Raw genomic sequence first — 19987 nt, forward strand, 5'->3', positions numbered from 1 at the left:
GAGCGATTCGTGTCCGAAACGATCTTCGCGTTGTCCTCTGGACGTCCGCCGGCCGGCCTAGCTGTACTCCGGGTTTCCGGGCCCCGGACTCGATTCGTCATCGAAACGATCTATGGCTCGCTGCCCAAGCCGCGTAGAGCCACGCTTGGGTCCTTCCGCGACATGGATGGCGGATTGCTGGATCGTGGCCTTCTGCTGTTCTTTCCCGGCCCGAATTCCTTCACCGGTGAGGATTGCTGCGAGTTTCATCTGCACGGTGGCCAAGCGGTAGTGCACCGATTTCTCGAGGTATTATCGGGTATCGAGGGCAGCCGCTCGGCATCAGCCGGGGAGTTTACCCGTCGTGCGTTCGGCAATGGCAAGCTTGATCTCACCGAGGTCGAGGGTTTGGCAGACCTGCTCGCGGCGGAAACAGAGATGCAGCGGCAGGCGGCGCTGGAGCAGGCTGGCGGGGAATTTCGCAAACAGTGCCAGGCGTGGATGGCGCAATTGACGCGGGCACGAGCTTCGATCGAGGCCGAGCTCGATTTCGCCGATGAAGAGGATATTCCAGGCTCTGTTTCCGATCGCATCTGGCCGGAACTCTTTTCGCTCCGGCAGGAATTGAACACGTTTCTCACTGGGACGCAGTGGGGCGAAATTGTACGTGACGGTTTCAAGGTCGCAATCATGGGGCCGCCGAATGCAGGCAAGTCGACCTTGTTGAACGCCTTGGCGGCGCGGGATGTAGCCATTGTTTCACAGGAGCCCGGAACAACACGGGATCTGATCGAGGTCCGGCTTTCCTTGGGTGGTTTCCTGGTCCTTCTGACAGACACAGCGGGGCTACGCGACGCCGCTGATCCCATTGAGGCGGAAGGGGTCCGGCGATCACGCATCGCCGCGGAGGCGGCGGACCTGGTGCTGCTTGTTTCTGATGAAAATGAGACTCCGTCAGGCTCTATTCAAGGCCTTGAGGCTTTGGCTCCAGCGAAGATCCTGCGCGTACGGAACAAATGCGATCTGTTGCCTGCGGAGGTCGGCCGGGATCAGTACGACGCATATATCTCGGCGCGTAGTGGCGAAGGATTGGACCGTCTGGTCGATCGTATTCTGGACGAGGTTCGAAAACAGATGCCGAAGGGCGCGTTTGCCGGCGCAAATCGTGTCCGCCACAAAGAGTTGCTTCAAACGGCGGTCTCGCGTATCGATGCCGCCCTAGAGGCGAAGGCAAACGGTCCGGAGATTGTCGGGTTCGAATTGCGGGAAGCCGCGCGTGCCATCGGACAGATTACCGGACAAGTCGGCGTGGAAGCCTTGCTCGGCGCAATATTTTCTGAGTTTTGCGTCGGCAAGTGATTCACGTGAAACACAGGATTATGTCACGCCGCCCCGCGCGTCTCACGTGAAACATTCGTCCGGTAGTCAGGGGAAAGCAAGTGCATGGATGAGCTTATGTCCTATGATGTGATCGTAATTGGCGGCGGCCATGCGGGCAGCGAAGCTGCGGCGGCAGCGGCGCGTTGTGGCGTGCGTACTGCCCTTATCACGCACAGTATCCAGACGATCGGCGCGATGTCCTGCAATCCGGCGATTGGGGGTCTTGGTAAGGGACACCTCGTGCGGGAAATTGATGCACTCGACGGCATCATGGGTCGCGCAGCGGATGCGGCCGGCATCCAATTTCGCTTGCTGAACCGACGGAAGGGACCGGCAGTCAGGGGGCCGCGCACACAGGCGGATCGCAAGCTTTATCGCCGGGCGATTTTGACTGCTCTTCAGTCTGAGCCCCTTCTCGATTTGGTGGCAGGGGAAGTTTCCGATCTGCTTCTGGATGGGGATGACGAAGTTAGAGGCGTCATTCTGGCCGACGGCCGGCGGCTGTCCGCGCCATCGGTGGTGGTGACCACTGGTACTTTTTTGCGCGGCATGATCCATGTGGGCGACCGAACTGTTCCAGCCGGCCGGGTCGGAGAAAAGCCGTCGGTGGGACTTGCCCAGACCCTTGATCGATGCGGGTTTCAGCTGGGTCGTTTGAAGACCGGCACACCGGCAAGGCTGATCGGAACCAGCATCGATTGGTCGAAGGTCAGCTGGCAGGAGGCTGACGCGGAGCCGGTGCCCTTCTCCTTTATGACGGAACGAATCAGGCAACCGCAAATTCGTTGCGGGATCACCCGCACAACCGGCGAGACCCATCGCATCATTGAAGAAAATCTAGCGAAATCCGCGGTGTATGGTGGCCGGATTTCGGGAGTCGGGCCGCGCTATTGCCCCTCGATCGAGGACAAGATCGTCCGCTTTGGCGAACGAGACGGCCATCAGATCTTCCTGGAACCGGAAGGGCTCGACGACGACACCATTTACCCGAACGGGATCTCGACGTCTCTTCCGGAAGATGTCCAGCTTGCCTTCCTGCGCAGTATTCCGGGCCTGGAGAATGTGCAGGTCAAGCAGTATGGCTATGCCATCGAATACGACCATGTCGATCCGCGGGAGTTGAATAGCTCCTTGGAAACCCGCCGAGTGAGAGGCCTTTTCCTGGCGGGACAGATCAACGGGACCACCGGCTATGAGGAGGCCGCCGGCCAAGGCCTGATTGCCGGATTGAACGCCGCCCGTCGCGCTCAAGACAGCTCTGAAGTCATATTCAGCAGGACGGACTCCTACCTCGGTGTGATGGTCGACGATCTGACCACGCATGGGGTCAGCGAACCTTATCGGATGTTCACCTCGCGCGCGGAATATCGGCTGTCACTGCGCGCGGATAATGCGGATATGCGTCTAACGCCGCTTGGGGCAGCCCTCGGGTGTGTGCGCGCCGAACGATTGCAGCGTTTTGAACACTACGCAAGTGCGGTCAAGGTTTGCACGACTCGAGCAAAGGAGCTGCGTCTGTCGCCAAGTGAAGCGGCTTCGTTCGGTCTCAAACTGAACAAGGACGGCGTCCGGCGGTCGGCGTTTACCCTTCTGTCCTATCCGGATATTCACCTGGAGCAGCTTGTGGAGATCTGGCCGGAGCTCGGATCGTTCGACTCGAAGGTTCTGGACGCGATGGCAATTGATGCTGCCTATGCCGTCTATCTCGAACGGCAACGTCAGGATGCGGATGGGCTCCGCCGGGAGGAGAATCGGGTAATACCGCCTGATTTCGATTTTGCTGCACTCGCGGGCTTGTCGAAAGAGTTGGCTGCCAAACTCGTGGCAGTGCAACCGGAATCGGTTGGACAAATGGAACGAATCGAAGGGATGACGCCGGCGGCGGTCAGCCTGGTCCTGGTCGCATTGAAGCGACATGCCCTTCTGAAGAGGCCGCTTGTCGGAGCCAATCATGCGTAATGCCGGCCAACGCTCTGCAGATTCCTCTTTTGTTTCACGTGAAACATTGGAACGTCTGGACATCTATGCCGAGCTTCTCAAAAAGTGGCAAGCCTCTATCAATCTGGTCTCCGCTGACACACTGGATCAGCTTTGGGAGCGGCATTTTAAGGATTCCCTGCAGCTCGCAAAGCTCTGCCCGCAGCCCCTCAATTGGATCGATATGGGCAGCGGGGCCGGATTTCCCGGTTTGCCGATGGCGATCTGTCTGACCGAATTTGATCAGGGTTGGGTCCATCTGATTGAAAGCAACAATAAAAAGGCGGCATTCTTGCGGGCGGTTATTGCCGCAACCGGGGCACGGGCGTCGGTCCACGCCCAGAGGATTGAAGAGGCAGTGAGCCAGCTCGATGCGCCGGACGCCATTTCGGCACGCGCCCTCGCGCCGTTGCCCAATCTGTGCGCTCTAGCGGCCCCTTTTGCGGCCCGCCGCGCAGATCTGTCCTGCTGGTTTCATAAAGGCTTGGGATATCCGCAGGAAGTTGAAGCTGCGCGTAGGTTTTGGGAGTTCGATCTGGTAGAACATCCCTCAACAGTGCGTGACGGCGCAGCGATCCTGGAAATTACTCAGCTTGCACCGCGCCAGTGACCAAGCAAGGCTACAAGATGGCTGCCAACCGGATTATCACAATCGCAAATCAAAAAGGTGGGGTCGGGAAGACCACCACCGCGATCAATCTTGCCACCTCCCTGGCCGCAATCGGCGAAGAGGTGCTGATCATTGACCTTGATCCACAGGGCAATGCCAGCACCGGGCTTGGCATCGATCGCCGGGATCGGAGCGTCTCAGCCTATGATCTCCTGGCCGGCGGGGCCAGCATCGCCGAGACCGCAATGGCCTCTGTCGTACCGCATCTGTCGATTGTCCCATCGACCATGGATCTTCTTGGCGTCGAAATGGAGATCGCCGGGCGGGAGGATCGCGTCTATCGCCTGAAGAAAGCCCTGAGCGGCGAGGATGCAGCCCGCTATTCCTATATCCTTGTCGATTGCCCGCCCTCCCTCAATCTTCTGACCATGAACGCCATGGCGGCCGCCCATTCGGTGCTTGTGCCGCTGCAATGCGAATTTTTCGCGCTTGAAGGCCTGAGTCAGCTTCTGGAGACGGTGAGCCAGGTGCGCGACACGGTCAATCCCGGCCTGGATATCCAGGGAATCGTTATGACTATGTATGATGCACGTAATAATCTTGCGCAACAGGTTGTGGAAGACGTCCGCTCGCATCTCGGGGACAAGGTCTACCGGACCCTCATCCCGCGCAATGTGAGGGTGTCAGAGGCGCCGTCCTACGGCAAGCCGGCCATTCTCTACGACCTCAAATGCGCGGGGAGCCAAGCCTACCTGCAACTGGCTTCGGAAGTGATTCAAAGGGAACGCAGCCGCAAAGCGGCTTGATCCGATACAACATAAGTGGCGGTGGACCTCAAAATGGCAGACGATCCTTCAAAAAAGCGTCTTGGGCGCGGCCTCGCCGCCCTGATCGGCGAAATAGACCAGCCGGCCAACGGGCCTGAAACGCCGGCAGGAGTGCGGGCCGACCGGCGGGTGCCGATCGAGCATGTGGCGCGCAATCCGCATAACCCCCGGCGTGCCTTCGAAAAAAGCGAACTTGAAGAACTGGCGGCCTCGATCCGCAAGCACGGAATCGTTCAGCCCGTCCTTGTACGCCCGGTCGACAATGGACGCTTCGAGATCATCGCGGGGGAACGGCGCTGGCGCGCCGCGCAGATGGCCGGGCTGATCGATATTCCCGTGCTGGTGCGGGACGTTGATGATCGGACAGCGCTGGAGATCGCCATTGTCGAGAACGTGCAGCGCTCCGATCTCAACCCCGTCGATGAGGCACTGGGCTACGAGCAACTGATCGCGCAATACAGCTATACGCAGAACGATCTCGGTGAGGTCATCGGGAAGAGCCGAAGCCATGTCGCCAACAGCCTTCGGCTTCTCAAATTGCCGCACGAGGTCCGTGAAATGGTGTCGATCGGCTCTCTGTCGGCCGGGCATGCCCGCGCGCTCGTCTCGACGCCGGATCCCTTCCGCCTGGCGCGAAAGATCGTTGCCGAAGGCCTTTCCGTCCGTGAAGCTGAAAAACTGGCGCAGGACGCCGTCGGCAACAGCACACCCGATTCTCCAAAGCCGCAAGCCGCGGCCGCCCCGGCCAAGGATGCGGACACGCTCGCCCTGGAGCGCAATCTGACTGATCTGCTCGGATTGAAGGTTCAAGTCAACCACAAGGGTCAGGGGGGGCAGCTGAAGGTTGACTATAAAAGCCTAGACCAGCTGGAGACGCTCTGTCGGCTTCTCGGCGCAGACCTTTAAGGCGCCGGCGCTCATCGCCCTGGACGTCTGCAGGACAGGCCCAGCGGCCCATGCGTCCCCTCAGGTCAATTGCGCCGGCTGTTCAATTTTCGCGAAATGAGGCATGTGCGCATCAGCGCATTTCGCGCCAGCGAAAATTCGATAGCCGGCTTACTACGTGTCTCGTAGACCGCCCGGTTAAGGCGGACAAGTTCACTGCGCAGGCTGTGTGACGTCCAGTTGCGCAATGCTCTTTCAAAGATCGGCTTGCGTTTGAAGTGCACGGCCCGGCCGCGGCTGCTCATCACCGCCGACAGCGGCCGGCCCTCGGTTTCCATCTCGCCGCGCATCAGGTCCATCAGGGTTAGTTGCTGAATGGTTCCGCGCAGTGCGAGGAAGACCGCGATCTTCGACTTTTCAATGCGATCAAGGGCCATGTCGAGACGGCCGATCTCGCCGGCGAGGACGGCATCCACGGCATCGTCCACGGATAGCGCGGCTACATCACCCATCGCGGCGAAAACGTCGTCATCGCTGACCATCTCCGTCCCGTGACAATACAAGGCAAGCTTTTGCAGCTCCTTGCGGCTGGCGAGCCGATCGCCGCCGAGAAGGGTGGTCAGGCGCTGGCGCGCCTCGCCGCTGACCGATAGCCCTGCGGCGCCCAACTCCTCGTCGATCAGCGCCTGGACCGCAGCCGCGTCGTCACTGTAGCAGGGAATGGCAACCATGTTGCGCGCAGCAGCCACCGCCTTGCGCAATCCTCCGGTTTTCTTGAGATCGCCGGCTTCCGCGATCAGTTTCGTGGTGCCGAGATCCGATTGCGCCAGGGCGTTGAAAGCGTCGACAATGCTGCGATCGTTGCCGGCATTCTTCAGCCAGACAAGGCGGTCTCCGCCAAACAGGCTGATTGCCTGCATCTCGTCCAGCAGCCGCGCCGGATCAGCAGAGATCTCGGAGGCCTCAAGGCGGACGACCGCGAAATCGTCCTTCAGATCTATACCGGTGCGGGCAGCGAGCTGCGCCGCACGTTCGGAGACGAGGCCTCGATCGGGACCAAAAACCAAAGCGACAGGATAGGGATTGGCGGCGCGCCGCGCAAATGATGCAAATTCATGCGCTTTGATTTCGACCATGATGGTGGCGGCCGCTAACGGCCAAGTGCTGCAAGCTTGCCTGAAATCTCGGCCTTGATGAAGGCGGCAGCCTCGCGGGAGGCCCGGTCCTCAGCATCGCGCAGGGCGCGGCGCTCACCAAACTCCTGGTCCGGGTTGTCGAATTCCGCACTGGCCTTGCGCGATCCGGAGATGAGGGCTGTGTCCTCAGCGAGAGCGAAGAGTTGGTATTGAACCGTAACCACCACGCGGGCGGCAGTGAACTCATCACTGGATCCGGCACGCAGCACGCCCTGCAATTGGGATGTCGCGTCCAGTTCGAGGCGGTATTGCGGATCGACCGGTGCGCCGGCGCCATCGTTGAAGGCGAAAATCAACTCGTTGCGTACGCGTTGCTCGACCCGGTTTTCGGCCTCGGCAATGGCGATTGCGTGCCTGGTCCCGTCACCGTCGGCATAGAGAGGGCGAACCTGGCACCCGGCCAGCGGCAGAACCACAAGGGCGAGGGCGAGTGCAAGAGATGTACGGATTTGCGGCCTAGATGACGACATTGACGATCCTCTTCGGGACGATGATGACCTTTTTAGGCTGTTTTCCATCGAGCGCAAGGCATACCGCGTCGAGTGCCAGCACCGCCGCCTCGATTTCTTCCGGCCCTGCGCTGGCTTCGATCGCGAGATCAGCCCGCTTCTTGCCATTGATCTGAACAGGCAAGTGCAAGAGATCTTCAGCAATCAACGTTTCATCGTGCGCTGGCCAGGGTTCCAAGGCGATCATTGTCGACTTGCCGATCAGCCGCCAGCATTCCTCGGCAAAATGCGGCATCATCGGCGCAAGGATGCGCAGCAAATATTCGCAGGCCTGTTTGACAGCCGCTTGCATCTCGGGCGTCGCGCGCCCGGCCCTCACCTCGCTCAAGGGCGCCGCCAGGGCATTGACCAGTTCGTAGATGCGGGCAACCGCCTTGTTGAAGGCGAGCTTTTCGATATCGGTTGCCACGGCGCTGACGGTCTTGTGCGCAAGGCGCGAAAGATCGCCGGCGGCGCCTTGATCGGCCGCGCCGGCCTGGATGGCGGCCAATTGCGATGCGCTCTCGCCAAGCAGGCGCCAGATCTTCTGAACGAAGCGGTGGGCGCCCTCGACACCTGCAGCCGTCCAGATGACATCCCGTTCGGGAGGCGAGTCCGAGAGCATGAAAAAGCGCGCCGTATCGGCGCCATAGGTGGCGATGATGTCATCCGGATCGACAACGTTCTTCTTCGACTTCGACATCTTTTCGATGGCGCCGATGCGCACTGGTTCGCCGGTGCCAATGCGTTCGGCGGAACGGCCACCCTCCTTCTCGGAGATGTTGATTTCGGTTGGCGCCAGCCATTCGGGACGGCCATCTCTGTCAATCTGATAGGTCTCGTGAACCACCATCCCTTGCGTGAACATGCCGCGAAACGGCTCCTTCAGGTCGAGGTGGCCGGTTGCCTGCATGCCGCGGGTGAAGAAGCGCGAGTAGAGCAGATGCAGAATCGCGTGCTCAACCCCGCCGATATACAGATCGACCGGCAGCCAGGCATTGGCCGTCGCCGGAAGGGTCGGCGTGTCGGCACGCGGCGCTGTGAAGCGGGCGAAATACCAGGAGGAATCGACGAAGGTGTCCATGGTATCGGTTTCACGGCGCGCCTCTTTGCCACAGACGGGACATGGGACGTTGCGCCAGGTGGGATGCCGGTCGAGCGGATTGCCCGGCTTGTCAAAGAGGACGTCATCGGGCAGCCGGACTGGCAGATCGGATTTGGGCACGGGAACAACGCCGCAATCATCGCAATGGATGACGGGGATCGGACACCCCCAGTAGCGCTGACGTGAGATGCCCCAGTCGCGCAGGCGAAAGTTGGTTTCCGCCACAGCCAGACCCTTGCCGGCAAGGATCTCGATCGCCTTTTCGATCGCCGCGTCCTTGCGCAAGCCGGACAAAGGCCCGGAATTGATCAGCACGCCGTCATCGACAAAGGCGGTATCGCTGACGGCAACCGGCTGGTCGGGTGCGTCGAGCGGTGCCAGGACCGGAGTCACCTCGAGACCGTATTTGCGGGCGAATTCGAGGTCCCGCTGATCGTGGGCAGGACAACCGAAGACAGCCCCGGTCCCGTAGTCCATGAGCACGAAGTTGGCGGCATAGACCGGCAGTTGCTTGCCTTCAATAAACGGATGCGCGACGGTGAGACCAAGGTCGAAGCCGCGCTTCTCGGCCTTTTCGACTTCGGCGGCCGATGTTCCCAGCTTTCGACACTCGGCGATAAACTCGCGCAGTTCAGGCACGCTTTCGGCCCGTTCAAGCGCCACGGGATGTTCGGCGGAGATTGCGAGAAAGGAGGCGCCATAAAGCGTATCCGGCCGGGTGGAAAAGCAAACGATGGAATCGGCAGTGCCATCCTGGCGTTCAACCAGCGGGAAGGTTACGCGGGCGCCGCGCGACCGGCCGATCCAGTTGCGCTGCATCAGGCGGACCTTTTCCGGCCAGCCGTCGAGCTCGTCGAGGGATTCGAGAAGGTCGGTTGCATATTCGGTGATGCGGAAAAACCATTGCACCAGCTCTCGCTGTTCAACGACGGCACCCGATCGCCAGCCGCGGCCGTTTTCAACCTGTTCGTTGGCAAGGACCGTCATGTCGACCGGATCCCAGTTGACCTTCGATTTGCGGCGGTAAACGAGGCCGGCCTCGAGGAAATCAAGGAAGAGGGCCTGTTGCTGGTGGTAATATTCGACATCGCAGGTGGCGAATTCGCGCGACCAGTCGAGCGATAGTCCCATCGACTTGAGCTGACGACGCATCGTGTCGATGTTGGAATAGGTCCAGCCCTTCGGATGCGTGTTGTTGTCGCGCGCGGCGTTTTCCGCCGGCATGCCGAACGCGTCCCAGCCCATGGGATGCAAGACATTGTAGCCCTTGGCGCGGCGGTAGCGGGCGACGACATCGCCCATGGCATAGTTGCGCACATGCCCCATGTGAATGCGCCCCGAGGGATAGGGGAACATCTCGAGCATATAATACTTTGGCTTCGGATCGTCATTGTCGATCTCGAAAATGCGCGCCTCGTCCCACGCCTTTTGCCAGCGCGGTTCCACTTCCCGCGGATTGTAGCGTTCAATTGCCATATCGATATTTCCACAAAAGGGTCGGATTGCGAGGGGACCTTCACCATGAAACAGCGGTAGCGTCAACCGCGCTGCGCACTGCTGCCGGCAGGGCACGAAGGCGGGCTGGGCTCGGCCAGCCTCATGGCTTGCATGGCTGGACCGCGCCGTGCGCCGACGTTTGATCTTTGCCGAGTGCCGGCGGCTGCGCTATGCAAAGGCGAACAAAGGGAGTCCCGAGTGTCAGCGAACGCCAATCTCGAAGCCATCAAGGAACGGATCAATGCAGCGGAACGCCAGGCCGGCCGCACGGCTGGTGCGGTGCGCCTGATCGCCGTTTCGAAAACCCACTCGGCCGATGCCATCGTGCTGTTGCTTGAAGCCGGCCAGCGGGTTTTCGGGGAAAACAGGGTGCAGGAAGCGCAATCGAAATGGCCGGAGCTGAAAGCGCGTTTCGAAGGTGTTGAATTGCATCTGATCGGACCGTTGCAATCCAACAAGGCGGCGGCGGCGGTCGCCCTGTTCGACGCGATCCAAAGTGTTGATCGCCACAAGATCGCCCGGGCGATTGCCGTTGAGATGCAGGCCCAGGACCGCTCCCTGGCGCTTTTCGTCCAGGTGAATACCGGTGACGAGGCGCAAAAGGCCGGCATTGCGCCGGAGGATGCGGTGGTGTTCGTCAACTGGTGCCGCGACGAACTTGGATTGCAGATCGCCGGGCTGATGTGCATTCCGCCCCTGAACGAGAATCCCGGGCCGCATTTTGCCTTGCTGGCAAAACTGGCGCACCAGGCCGGTGTCGAGCGGCTGTCGATGGGCATGTCGGGCGACTATGAGACCGCGGTCGGATTTGGCGCCACGGAGGTGCGGGTCGGCAGCGCAATCTTTGGCGCGCGCGACTACACGGAATAACGGCGGAGCGTGTTTGCCCGTGCTTGGACCTTGGTCGCGGTTCGCGTTGCCGCGCAGACGCGTTAGGCTGAACGCCGTTGTGTGCTTGTCCCGGACTCCGGTCGAGCGTGGATGCAGCGCAAATGCCAGTGGGAGGTGGAGATGCAAGGCGCGTATCGGCAGGCTTACGAGAACTGGAAATCTGATCCGGAGGGGTTCTGGCGCAAGGCTGCCGAGGCCATAGACTGGTTCGAGGCGCCGCAACGCATATTCGATGGCCAGGCCGGTGCCTATGGGCGCTGGTTTCCCGATGCGACGACCAACACCTGCTTCAATTGTGTCGATCGCCATGTTCGCGACGGCCGCGGCGACCAGGCGGCCTTGATCCACGACAGCCCAGTGACGGGCAGCCAGCGGTCAATCAGTTTTCACGAATTGCTCGGCGAGGTCAGTGCGCTGGCGGCGGGCATGAAGGAATTGGGCATCGGCAAGGGCGATCGGGTGATCATTTACATGCCGATGGTGCCGGAAGCGATCATCGCGATGCTGGCCTGCGCGCGTCTGGGCGCCGTGCATTCCGTGGTGTTTGGCGGTTTCGCTGCCTCCGAACTTGCAACCCGTATCGCCGATTGCGGCGCACGGCTGGTGATCTCGGCCTCCTGTGGCATCGAGCCCGGCCGAGTGGTCGCCTACAAGCCGCTTCTCGATCAGGCCCTGGACATTGCCGGTGCGACGTCGATGCCGACAATCATCCTGCAGCGCGAAGCCAGTCCTTGCAGCCTGATGGACGGGCGCGATCAGGATTTTGAAGCCGTTCTGGCCCGGCATCGGGGCAAACAGGTGGAGTGTGTTGCGGTGGCGGCGACCGACCCCTTGTATATCCTGTATACGTCTGGAACGACCGGCAAACCGAAGGGTGTGGTGCGCGACAATGGGGGGCACATGGTGGCGCTCCACTGGTCGATGCACGCGGTCTATGGCGTCAAGCCGGGAGAGGTCTACTGGGCGGCATCCGATATCGGCTGGGTGGTCGGCCATTCCTACATCGTCTACGCACCGTTGCTGCATGGCAATACCAGCATCGTGTTCGAGGGCAAGCCGGTCGGCACGCCGGACGCAGGCACGTTCTGGCGGGTGATCAACGAGCACAAGGTGGCGGCGCTGTTTACGGCGCCGACGGCCTTCCGTGCGATCCGCAAGGACGATCCGGAGGGCGCCCTGATAGCACGGCACGATCTTTCCTCGCTGCGCACCCTGTTTCTGGCCGGCGAGCGCGCCGATCCGGATACCGTGCAATGGGCCGAGCAGAAATTGCAGATTCCGGTGATCGACCATTGGTGGCAGACGGAAACCGGCTGGACCATCGCCGGCAACCCTGTTGGTCTGCAGCAGCTGCCGGTGAAACACGGGTCGGCGGCGGTCGCCATGCCGGGCTATGATGTGCAGGTGCTCGATGATGCCGGCCATAAGGTGGCTGCGGGAACGCTCGGCAACATCGCCATCAAATTGCCGCTGCCGCCCGGCTGTCTGCCGGAACTGTGGAACGCGCAATCCCGGTTTCGCGAGAGCTATCTCGATGAATTCGCCGGCTATTACAAGACGTCAGATGCTGGCTATATCGACACGGATGGCTACCTGTTCATCATGGCGCGCACCGATGACATCATCAATGTTGCCGGTCACCGGCTGTCGACCGGTGGGATGGAGGAAGCCATCTCCGGGCATCCGGACGTCGCGGAATGCGCGGTCATCGGCGTTGCGGATGCGATGAAGGGGCAGGTGCCGGTCGGCTTTCTCGTGCTCAATTCCGGTGTCGGCCGCGATACGGCAACCATCGAAGCCGAAGTGATTGCCCGGGTTCGAGAGAGGATCGGGCCGGTTGCGGCCTTCAAGACGGCGGTGGTCGTGCAGCGGCTGCCGAAGACGCGGTCCGGCAAGATATTGCGGGCGACGATGCAAAAGATTGCCGAAGGTGCCGACTGGAAAATGCCGGCGACAATCGACGACCCAGCCATTCTCGATGAAATTGGCGCTGCCCTCGGCCGACACGGGTATGGACCGACACAGGCGGCGACGGACGCTTGACGGCAGCCGCTGCCGGTGCATGTGTTGAGACCATAGGATCGGCTTCAACGAGATATGGAAGGCATGCCATGCGGCTTGACGGAGAAACGGCGATCGTCACCGGCGGCGCCAAGGGGATCGGTCTGGCGATTGCCCGGCGTCTGGCCACCGAGGGCGCCCGGGTGGTGATCGCCGATATCGAGACCGAGGCTGGCAAGGAAGCGGCCGAGGACCTGTCGGCAATCGGCACGGCGACATTTGTCGAAGCCGATGTGTCGGAGCGGCTCGATGTGCACAATCTGGTTACCGGCGTGACCAATAATTTCGGGCCGATCGGCATCCTGATCAACAATGCCGGCATCGGCCATTCCGCGCCGTTTCTCGATCTTGCCGAAGACGATTTCGACCGGGTGCTGCGCATCAATCTGAAAAGCGCATTCCTGTGCGGACAGGCGGTGGCGCGGCATATGGTCGATACGGTCAAACAGGGGGGCAAGGCGGGCCGCATCGTCAACATGTCGTCAATCAACGACAGTCTGGCGATCGCCGATCAGCTGCCCTATTGCGTGTCGAAAGGCGGCGTCAAACAGCTCACGCGGGTAATGGCCGTGGCGCTGGCGCCACACGGGATCAGGGTGAATGGCATCGGCCCGGGGTCGATCCAGACCGAGATGCTGGCGCCGATCGAAAATGATGAGGATATGCGACGGATGGTTCTGTCGCGCACGCCGCTCGGGCGGGTCGGCGACCCGGCGGAGATTGCCGCGGTGGCGGCCTTTCTCGCTTCCGAGGATTCGAGCTATCTGACCGGGCAGATCATCTATGCGGATGGTGGCCGCCTGCCGCTCAATCATACCATGCCGACTGGCGCGTGAGCGCATGTAAAAGCCGGGCAGCGCCCGGCTTCCAAAAACATGCGTGCGGTTGATCAGTTCTCGCTGTCATCCTCGTCGTCGGGACGGCTTTTCATCGACGACAGCTTGGCAAACACCGCATCGGCGTCGATTTCCTGCTCGGCACTCTCTTCGCTTGCGCCTTCCGGCACATTCTCGGTCTCGCGGGCCGGAACGAGGACGCTGTCGCTTTCAGCTTCGGGCGTTGCGCCCCTGCTCTTGGCGGCGCGCTCGACTTCGAGATCGAGATCGATCTGGGTGCAAAGGCCGAGAGTGACCGGGTCCATCGGCGTCAGATTGGCGGAATTCCAGTGGCTGCGGTTGCGGATCTGTTCAATAGTGTTCTTGGTCGTTCCGACAAGGCGCGAAATCTGCGCATCCTTGAGTTCCGAGTGGTTGCGGACCAGCCAGAGAATGGCGTTGGGGCGATCCTGACGCTTGGACACCGGCGTATAGCGCGGTCCCTTGCGCTTGGCTTCCGGTACCCGCACCTTCGGTTCGGAGAGTTTCAGCTTGTACTCGGTGTCCGCCTCGCCGCGCGCGATCTCTTCACGCGACAGCTGGCCGGTGGAAACCGGGTCGAGGCCCTTGATGCCCTGCGCCGATTCGCCGTCGGCAATCGCCTTGACTTCAAGCGGATGCAATTTGCAGAACTGAGCAATCTGATCGAAGCTGAGGGCGGTGTTGTCGACCAGCCAGACGGCGGTCGCCTTGGGCATGAGTAGCTGCTGGGCCATAAATGGAACTCTCCTGTCCGCCCGCTCCGGGGGCGCGAGCCGTGGAAAACATAATACTAATTCCGGGGATGGCGTCCCTATAAACCTTCCGGGCAGCAATTGCAATTGACCTTTCAAATCCTAATAGTAGCGATGAAAACGAGGATGGCAGGCGGCCGGTATCGAGGTGTTGCCGGCCATAAGAAAGGCCCCTTGGCGTTCCTTGCGATGGTCTAATTCCATCATCGGCAGGAGGCTGATAAGAAGATCCGATGACGGATTGCATGCCGCGCTTGCAAGTGCGGCACGGGTGAGGAGAAAAGAATGTCCGCAACGACGCACAAGGTGCTCAAGCAAGCCAGGAAACGTGCTCTGATCGATCAGGAAACCTATCTCGACTGGTATCGCCAGAGCGTGAAAAATCCGGAGAAGTTCTGGAATAAGCACGGCAAGCGGATCGACTGGTTCAAACCCTACAGCAAGGTCAAGAACACCTCTTTTGACGGCAAGGTGTCGATCAAGTGGTTCGAGGACGGGCAGACCAATGTCGCCTATAACTGCATCGACCGGCATCTGAAAAAGCGCGGTGACCAGGTGGCGATCATCTGGGAGGGCGACAATCCCTATGACGACAAGAAGATCACCTACAACGAGTTGTATGAGCAGGTGTGCCGGCTGGCCAATGTCTTGAAGTCGCATGGCGTCAAGAAGGGCGACCGGGTGACGATCTACATGCCGATGGTGCCGGAAGCGGCCTATGCGATGCTGGCCTGTGCGCGCATCGGCGCGGTTCACTCGATCGTTTTTGGCGGTTTTTCACCGGACGCGCTGGCTGGCCGGATTGTCGATTGCGAGTCGGATTTTGTCATTACGGCCGACGAAGGGTTGCGCGGCGGCCGCAAGATCCCGCTGAAGGAGAACACCGACACGGCCTGCGAGATTGCCGGGCGCAATGGCGTCAAGGTGCGCAAGGTGCTGGTGGTGCGGCGCACCGCTGGCAAGATCGCCTGGCAGGAGGGACGCGACCTCTGGTACCACAGCGAGATTGCCAAGGCGAAGGGCGAATGCGCCCCGGCGAAGATGAAAGCCGAGGATCCGCTGTTCCTGCTTTACACCTCCGGTTCGACGGGCAAGCCGAAGGGCGTGTTGCACACCACGGGGGGGTATCTCGTCTATGCGTCGATGACGCATGAATATGTGTTCGATTATCACCCGGGCGATATCTACTGGTGCACCGCGGACGTCGGCTGGGTCACCGGGCACTCCTATATCGTGTACGGGCCACTGGCCAATGGCGCGACGACGCTGATGTTCGAAGGGGTGCCGAACTATCCTTCCCCGGCCCGCATGTGGGAGGTCGTCGACAAGCATCAGGTGAATATCTTCTACACGGCGCCGACGGCGATCCGGGCCCTGATGGGGGCTGGCGATGACCACGTCACAGGCACGTCGCGCAAGTCGCTGCGCCTGCTCGGCTCGGTCGGCGAACCGATCAATCCGGAAGCCTGGGAATGGTACTACAACGTGGTCGGCGACAAGAAATGTCCGATCGTCGATACCTGGTGGCAGACCGAAACCGGCGGCATCATGATCTCGCCGCTGCCGGGCGCCATGGACCTCAAGCCCGGTTCGGCGACCTTGCCGTTCTTCGGGGTCAAGCCGGAACTGGTTGATGCGGAAGGCCAGGTGCTCGAGGGCGAGGCAGCGGGGAATTTGTGCATTGCCGATTCCTGGCCCGGGCAGATGCGCACCGTCTATGGCGACCATCAACGCTTCATTGACACCTATTTTTCCGCCTATAAAGGCAAATATTTCACTGGCGATGGCTGCCGCCGCGATGCCGACGGCTATTACTGGATCACCGGCCGCGTCGACGATGTGCTGAATGTTTCGGGGCACCGGATGGGAACGGCGGAAGTGGAAAGCGCGCTGGTCTCGCATGACAAGGTGTCAGAGGCCGCGGTTGTCGGCTATCCGCATGACGTCAAGGGCCAGGGGATCTACTGCTACGTGACGCTGATGGCCGGCGTCGAGGGCAGCGAGGATCTGAAAAAAGAACTGGTCAAGCATGTGCGCCAGGAGATCGGACCGATCGCCGCGCCGGACAAGATTCAGTTCTCGCCGGGCCTGCCGAAGACCCGTTCCGGCAAGATCATGCGGCGGATTCTGCGCAAGATCGCCGAGGATGATTACGCCGCGCTGGGCGACACCTCGACGCTGGCCGACCCGGGGGTTGTCGAGGAGCTGATCGAGAACCGGCAGAACAAGAAGTAATCGGTGCCGGCGACGGGGTCAGCCGCCCGTCAGAGCGGTTTGGAGCACACGTCTTTAAGGGCTTGCGCCGCCGCCGCGACGCAGGCAGACTGCGGGTCTCATCAACGCAGTGAAAGGAGGTGATCCGATGTCGAGTGATTTCCAGGTTCCGGTCCAGTCGAAGCGGGTCGAACTCCGTCGGAGCAGCCTCTGACGGTGCGCGATACGTGACAACCGGCGAGCGCCCGCGCGGCGTTCGGGTTTGACGACCGGCCGGTTCCGGAATTGCGAGGGCCGCTTTCTCTTCGGAGGAAGCGGCCTTTTTCATGCGCAGAGGGGGAAGAGTACGGCGGTCGAAGAGCCGGTACTATTCATTTTATTTAGCCGGATTCAGCCCATCAACTTAGCCGGAGTCCAATCAACGGCCTGGAATGCATCAGAGGGCCGATAACAAGGCCTCTAAAATCTTCGCGCGAGACCGGGCCGGGTCGTCCTTAAAAATCGATTGCGCGGCCATTGATCTCCCAGTCGCCGTAGCGGGCCGGGTCTGCGCCGCCGCGGCCGCCAATTTCTTCCGGTTGCGACGCTTCGGCCTGCTGCTTCTCAGCGGCGCGGCGGGCTTCCGCCTCGGCCAAGGCGCGCCGGGCGGCCGGCGAAAGTGGTTTGGCGCGGACGGCGTCCTGCGGTGGTGCGGCCGTCTCGCTTTTCGGTGAGGTGTCGGGCATTATTGAAGAACCTTGTGGTGTTTCCCATCTTTTAAAGCGTGCAGGCCCTCAAAACTAGTGGGGCGTGTTTTGGCGAGACAGGAGTGAAGTGACGATGAACATGGTGCGCACGGCGATGTTGCTGGCGGTGATGACCGCGCTGTTCATGGGTGTCGGCTATCTGATCGGCGGCACGGGCGGTATGGCGGTCGCCTTTGTCATTGCTGCCGGGATGAACCTTTTCTCCTACTGGAACGCCGACAAGATGGTGTTGAAGATGCACCGCGCCGTCGAAGTCGATGAGCGTACGGCCCCGGAGTTCTACCAGCTGGTGGCCGGGCTGGCGCAAAATGCCGGCCTGCCAATGCCCAAGGTCTATGTCATCGACAATGCGCAGCCGAACGCCTTTGCCACCGGGCGCAACCCGGAGAACGCGGCGGTGGCGGCGACCACCGGTCTGCTCAATTCGCTGAGCAACGAGGAAGTGGCAGCCGTGATGGCGCATGAACTGGCGCATGTGGAGCATCGCGACACGCTGACGATGACGATCACCGCCACGCTGGCCGGGGCGATCTCCATGCTCGGCAATTTCGCCTTCTTCTTTGGCGGCAACCGCAACAATAACGGGCTCGGCATTATCGGTGTGCTGGCGGCGATGATCGTTGCGCCGCTGGCGGCGATGATGGTGCAGATGGCGATCAGCCGGACGCGGGAATATTCGGCCGACCGGCGCGGGGCGGAAATCTGCGGTCAGCCGATGTGGCTGGCTTCCGCCTTGCAGAAAATCGCCATGGGCGCCAAAAGGGTGGTCAATGAGGAGGCCGAGCGCAATCCGGCGACGGCACATATGTTTATCATCAACCCGCTGAACGGCCAGAATATGGACAATCTGTTTTCGACCCATCCGGCCACGGAAAACCGCATCGCCGCCCTGCAGGCGATGGCGGCCGAATTCTCTGGTCGCGCGGTAGCGCAGGCGGCGCCGCCTTCCCCGGTTGCAGACCGGGCCGGGCCGCGTTCTTCGGGCCAAGGTTCATCCGGACCCTGGGGTCGTGGCGGGGCTGACCGGCGGCGCGGTCCCTGGTCGTGAGCGCCGATAGGTCGGGTTCGCATTCGCGCAGCAAAGGTTCACCCGGCTCGCGCCGCAAACCAGCTTCTGCCGCACAAGGCCGGCGCGAGGCGGTGACCAAGCCGGGGCTGGAGGCGCGCATTGCGGCAACGCGGCTGCTCGGCGCGGTGATCGACGGGCGCGCTTCGCTCGACGGATTGCTGGACCGCAAAGGCGGCAATCCACATTTTCTGGCGCTGAGCGAGCCAGATCGGCAACTGGTGCGGGCCATCCTCGCCGCAGCGCTACGGCACCTGACGGTGCTCGAGGCGCTGATCGACCGGCTGACCGACAAGCCGCTGCCCGAGGGCGCGCGGTCGCTGCGGCATCTCCTGGTGGTGGCGCTGACGCAGATCCTGCATCTTGACGTGGCCGATCATGCCGCCGTCGACCTGGCCGTCAGCCAGGCCCAGATCGATCCGCGCAACAAGCGCTTTGCCAGTCTGGTCAATGCGGTGCTGCGGCGCCTCATCCGCGAGCGCGAGACGCTTTTGAGCGATCTTGATGCGGTATCGCCGTTTCCCGACTGGTATATGGGCCGGCTTGCCGCCAGCCACGCGCCGGCGACCGTCGATGCCATCGCCAGGGCCCTGAAGGTGCCAGCACCGCTCGATCTGAGCGTGAAGTCGGACGCAGCAGGCTGGGCGGAGCGGCTCGGCGGTACGGTGATCGCCACAGGGTCGGTGCGATTGCCGCCGGGCGGGCCGCCGGTTCCGGAACTGGCGGGGTTCGAGACGGGCGAGTGGTGGGTGCAGGATGCGGCCGCCAGCCTGCCGGCACGGTTGTTCAGCGATTTATCCGGCAAGCGCGTTGCCGATCTCTGCGCAGCGCCGGGCGGGAAGACGGCGCAATTGATCCTGCAGGGTGGCGTGGTGACGGCCTTCGATCAGTCGGCCAGCCGTTTGCAACGGCTCGAGGACAATCTGGCACGGCTGGGTCTGTCGGCACATGTGGTGCGTGCGCGGGCGCAGGAGGTTGTGGACGAAGAGGGTTTCGATGCGGTGCTTCTGGATGCGCCCTGCTCCTCGACCGGAACGGTGCGGCGGCACCCGGATGTCGTCTGGACCAAGTCTTTCACGGATGTGGAGACGCTGGCGCGGGTGCAGCGGCAGCTGCTCGATCACGCTGCGCGCCTTGTCCGGCCGGGCGGCGAACTGGTGTTTTCCAATTGCTCGCTCGATCCGCTGGAAGGCGAAGAGCTGGTTGCCGGCTTTCTCGCCGATCATCCGGCCTGGCGGATAAAACCGATTCTGCCCGCCAACTGGCCGGGGCTGGAGGAGACGATTACCGGCAAGGGCGAAATGCGCACCCACCCGGCGCAGCTTGCGCATGAGGATGAGCGGCTTGCCGGGCTCGACGGCTTTTATGCGGTGGTGCTGACACATTCGTGAAAGGGTTTGTTAACCATAAACCGACAGAACTGGTAGGAATTTACAGTTCCGCCTGATTCTTGCCG

16 protein-coding genes are annotated in these 19987 nt (G+C 61.5%); 11 read left to right on the plus strand and 5 right to left on the minus strand.

Annotation, left to right across the window (positions count from 1 at the left end):
• Positions 1 to 9: 9 nt before the first annotated feature.
• The 5 genes from mnmE to KY465_RS17835 all read left to right on the plus strand — a co-directional run bounded on the left by mnmE (position 10) and on the right by KY465_RS17835 (position 5679).
• Positions 10 to 1338, plus strand: coding sequence for a tRNA uridine-5-carboxymethylaminomethyl(34) synthesis GTPase MnmE (gene mnmE, locus KY465_RS17815; protein WP_219203466.1), 1329 nt, complete (start codon positions 10 to 12; stop codon positions 1336 to 1338).
• An 84-nt stretch (positions 1339 to 1422) separates the two neighbouring features.
• On the plus strand, positions 1423 to 3318 hold the full coding sequence (gene mnmG, locus KY465_RS17820; RefSeq protein WP_219203467.1) for a tRNA uridine-5-carboxymethylaminomethyl(34) synthesis enzyme MnmG: 1896 nt from the start codon (positions 1423 to 1425) through the stop codon (positions 3316 to 3318).
• Complete coding sequence (gene rsmG / locus KY465_RS17825) at positions 3311 to 3946, plus strand: 16S rRNA (guanine(527)-N(7))-methyltransferase RsmG (RefSeq protein WP_219203468.1); 636 nt, start codon at positions 3311 to 3313, stop codon at positions 3944 to 3946. Before mnmG ends, rsmG begins: the two co-directional genes overlap by 8 nt.
• Positions 3947 to 3963: 17 nt before the next feature.
• On the plus strand, positions 3964 to 4752 hold the full coding sequence (locus tag KY465_RS17830; RefSeq protein WP_219203469.1) for a ParA family protein: 789 nt from the start codon (positions 3964 to 3966) through the stop codon (positions 4750 to 4752).
• A gap of 33 nt (positions 4753 to 4785) precedes the next feature.
• Complete coding sequence (locus KY465_RS17835; protein ID WP_219203470.1) at positions 4786 to 5679, plus strand: ParB/RepB/Spo0J family partition protein; 894 nt, start codon at positions 4786 to 4788, stop codon at positions 5677 to 5679.
• A gap of 65 nt (positions 5680 to 5744) precedes the next feature.
• Here KY465_RS17835 and holA read toward each other — a convergent pair whose 3' ends face one another.
• From holA to leuS, 3 genes are read right to left on the minus strand one after another with little or no spacing between them, the layout of a single operon-like run.
• Positions 5745 to 6794 (minus strand): DNA polymerase III subunit delta, encoded by a 1050-nt coding sequence (gene holA, locus KY465_RS17840; RefSeq protein ID WP_219203471.1) that lies wholly within the window; start codon positions 6792 to 6794, stop codon positions 5745 to 5747.
• A gap of 14 nt (positions 6795 to 6808) precedes the next feature.
• Positions 6809 to 7324, minus strand: coding sequence for an LPS assembly lipoprotein LptE (gene lptE / locus KY465_RS17845; RefSeq protein ID WP_219203472.1), 516 nt, complete (start codon positions 7322 to 7324; stop codon positions 6809 to 6811).
• Positions 7311 to 9923: a leucine--tRNA ligase gene (leuS, locus tag KY465_RS17850; RefSeq protein ID WP_219203473.1), complete on the minus strand. Its 2613-nt coding sequence runs from the start codon at positions 9921 to 9923 to the stop codon at positions 7311 to 7313. Before leuS ends, lptE begins: the two co-directional genes overlap by 14 nt.
• 219 nt (positions 9924 to 10142) lie before the next feature.
• Between leuS and KY465_RS17855 the strand changes: the two genes are divergently transcribed.
• The 3 genes from KY465_RS17855 to KY465_RS17865 all read left to right on the plus strand — a co-directional run bounded on the left by KY465_RS17855 (position 10143) and on the right by KY465_RS17865 (position 13732).
• Complete coding sequence (locus tag KY465_RS17855; RefSeq protein WP_346432665.1) at positions 10143 to 10814, plus strand: YggS family pyridoxal phosphate-dependent enzyme; 672 nt, start codon at positions 10143 to 10145, stop codon at positions 10812 to 10814.
• A 141-nt stretch (positions 10815 to 10955) separates the two neighbouring features.
• Positions 10956 to 12878 (plus strand): propionyl-CoA synthetase, encoded by a 1923-nt coding sequence (locus tag KY465_RS17860; RefSeq protein ID WP_219203474.1) that lies wholly within the window; start codon positions 10956 to 10958, stop codon positions 12876 to 12878.
• Between the two features lie 68 nt (positions 12879 to 12946).
• Positions 12947 to 13732 (plus strand): SDR family NAD(P)-dependent oxidoreductase, encoded by a 786-nt coding sequence (locus KY465_RS17865; protein WP_219203475.1) that lies wholly within the window; start codon positions 12947 to 12949, stop codon positions 13730 to 13732.
• 53 nt (positions 13733 to 13785) lie between these two features.
• Here the strand turns inward: KY465_RS17865 and KY465_RS17870 are convergent, their stop codons facing one another.
• On the minus strand, positions 13786 to 14487 hold the full coding sequence (locus tag KY465_RS17870) for a DUF1013 domain-containing protein (RefSeq protein ID WP_219203476.1): 702 nt from the start codon (positions 14485 to 14487) through the stop codon (positions 13786 to 13788).
• Positions 14488 to 14790: 303 nt separating this feature from the next.
• Between KY465_RS17870 and acs the strand changes: the two genes are divergently transcribed.
• On the plus strand, positions 14791 to 16740 hold the full coding sequence (acs, locus tag KY465_RS17875) for an acetate--CoA ligase (RefSeq protein WP_219203477.1): 1950 nt from the start codon (positions 14791 to 14793) through the stop codon (positions 16738 to 16740).
• A gap of 473 nt (positions 16741 to 17213) precedes the next feature.
• Here the strand turns inward: acs and KY465_RS17880 are convergent, their stop codons facing one another.
• Positions 17214 to 17444, minus strand: coding sequence for a DUF1674 domain-containing protein (locus tag KY465_RS17880; protein ID WP_219203478.1), 231 nt, complete (start codon positions 17442 to 17444; stop codon positions 17214 to 17216).
• A gap of 94 nt (positions 17445 to 17538) precedes the next feature.
• Here KY465_RS17880 and htpX point away from each other — a divergent pair, with 94 nt between their 5' ends.
• Both htpX and KY465_RS17890 read left to right on the plus strand, forming a co-directional pair.
• Positions 17539 to 18513, plus strand: a complete 975-nt coding sequence (gene htpX / locus KY465_RS17885; RefSeq protein ID WP_219203479.1) for a zinc metalloprotease HtpX — start codon at positions 17539 to 17541, stop codon at positions 18511 to 18513.
• On the plus strand, positions 18504 to 19922 hold the full coding sequence (locus tag KY465_RS17890) for an RsmB/NOP family class I SAM-dependent RNA methyltransferase (RefSeq protein ID WP_428983054.1): 1419 nt from the start codon (positions 18504 to 18506) through the stop codon (positions 19920 to 19922). Before htpX ends, KY465_RS17890 begins: the two co-directional genes overlap by 10 nt.
• The last annotated feature ends 65 nt before the right edge of the window (positions 19923 to 19987 follow it).

Source organism: Neohoeflea coraliihabitans (genome assembly GCF_019334345.1).
Lineage (GTDB): Bacteria > Pseudomonadota > Alphaproteobacteria > Rhizobiales > Rhizobiaceae > Pseudohoeflea > Pseudohoeflea coraliihabitans.

Coding starts and splice junctions, on each gene's coding strand:
- rsmG (WP_219203468.1), top strand. CDS start 3,311: ATGCGTAATGCCGGCCAACGCTCTGCAGATTCCTCTTTTGTTTCACGT.
- KY465_RS17880 (WP_219203478.1), bottom strand. CDS start 17,444: ATGCCCGACACCTCACCGAAAAGCGAGACGGCCGCACCACCGCAGGAC.
- KY465_RS17860 (WP_219203474.1), top strand. CDS start 10,956: ATGCAAGGCGCGTATCGGCAGGCTTACGAGAACTGGAAATCTGATCCG.
- KY465_RS17835 (WP_219203470.1), top strand. CDS start 4,786: ATGGCAGACGATCCTTCAAAAAAGCGTCTTGGGCGCGGCCTCGCCGCC.
- KY465_RS17870 (WP_219203476.1), bottom strand. CDS start 14,487: ATGGCCCAGCAGCTACTCATGCCCAAGGCGACCGCCGTCTGGCTGGTC.
- holA (WP_219203471.1), bottom strand. CDS start 6,794: ATGGTCGAAATCAAAGCGCATGAATTTGCATCATTTGCGCGGCGCGCC.
- KY465_RS17865 (WP_219203475.1), top strand. CDS start 12,947: ATGCGGCTTGACGGAGAAACGGCGATCGTCACCGGCGGCGCCAAGGGG.
- acs (WP_219203477.1), top strand. CDS start 14,791: ATGTCCGCAACGACGCACAAGGTGCTCAAGCAAGCCAGGAAACGTGCT.
- leuS (WP_219203473.1), bottom strand. CDS start 9,923: ATGGCAATTGAACGCTACAATCCGCGGGAAGTGGAACCGCGCTGGCAA.
- htpX (WP_219203479.1), top strand. CDS start 17,539: ATGAACATGGTGCGCACGGCGATGTTGCTGGCGGTGATGACCGCGCTG.
- lptE (WP_219203472.1), bottom strand. CDS start 7,324: ATGTCGTCATCTAGGCCGCAAATCCGTACATCTCTTGCACTCGCCCTC.
- mnmG (WP_219203467.1), top strand. CDS start 1,423: ATGGATGAGCTTATGTCCTATGATGTGATCGTAATTGGCGGCGGCCAT.
- KY465_RS17830 (WP_219203469.1), top strand. CDS start 3,964: ATGGCTGCCAACCGGATTATCACAATCGCAAATCAAAAAGGTGGGGTC.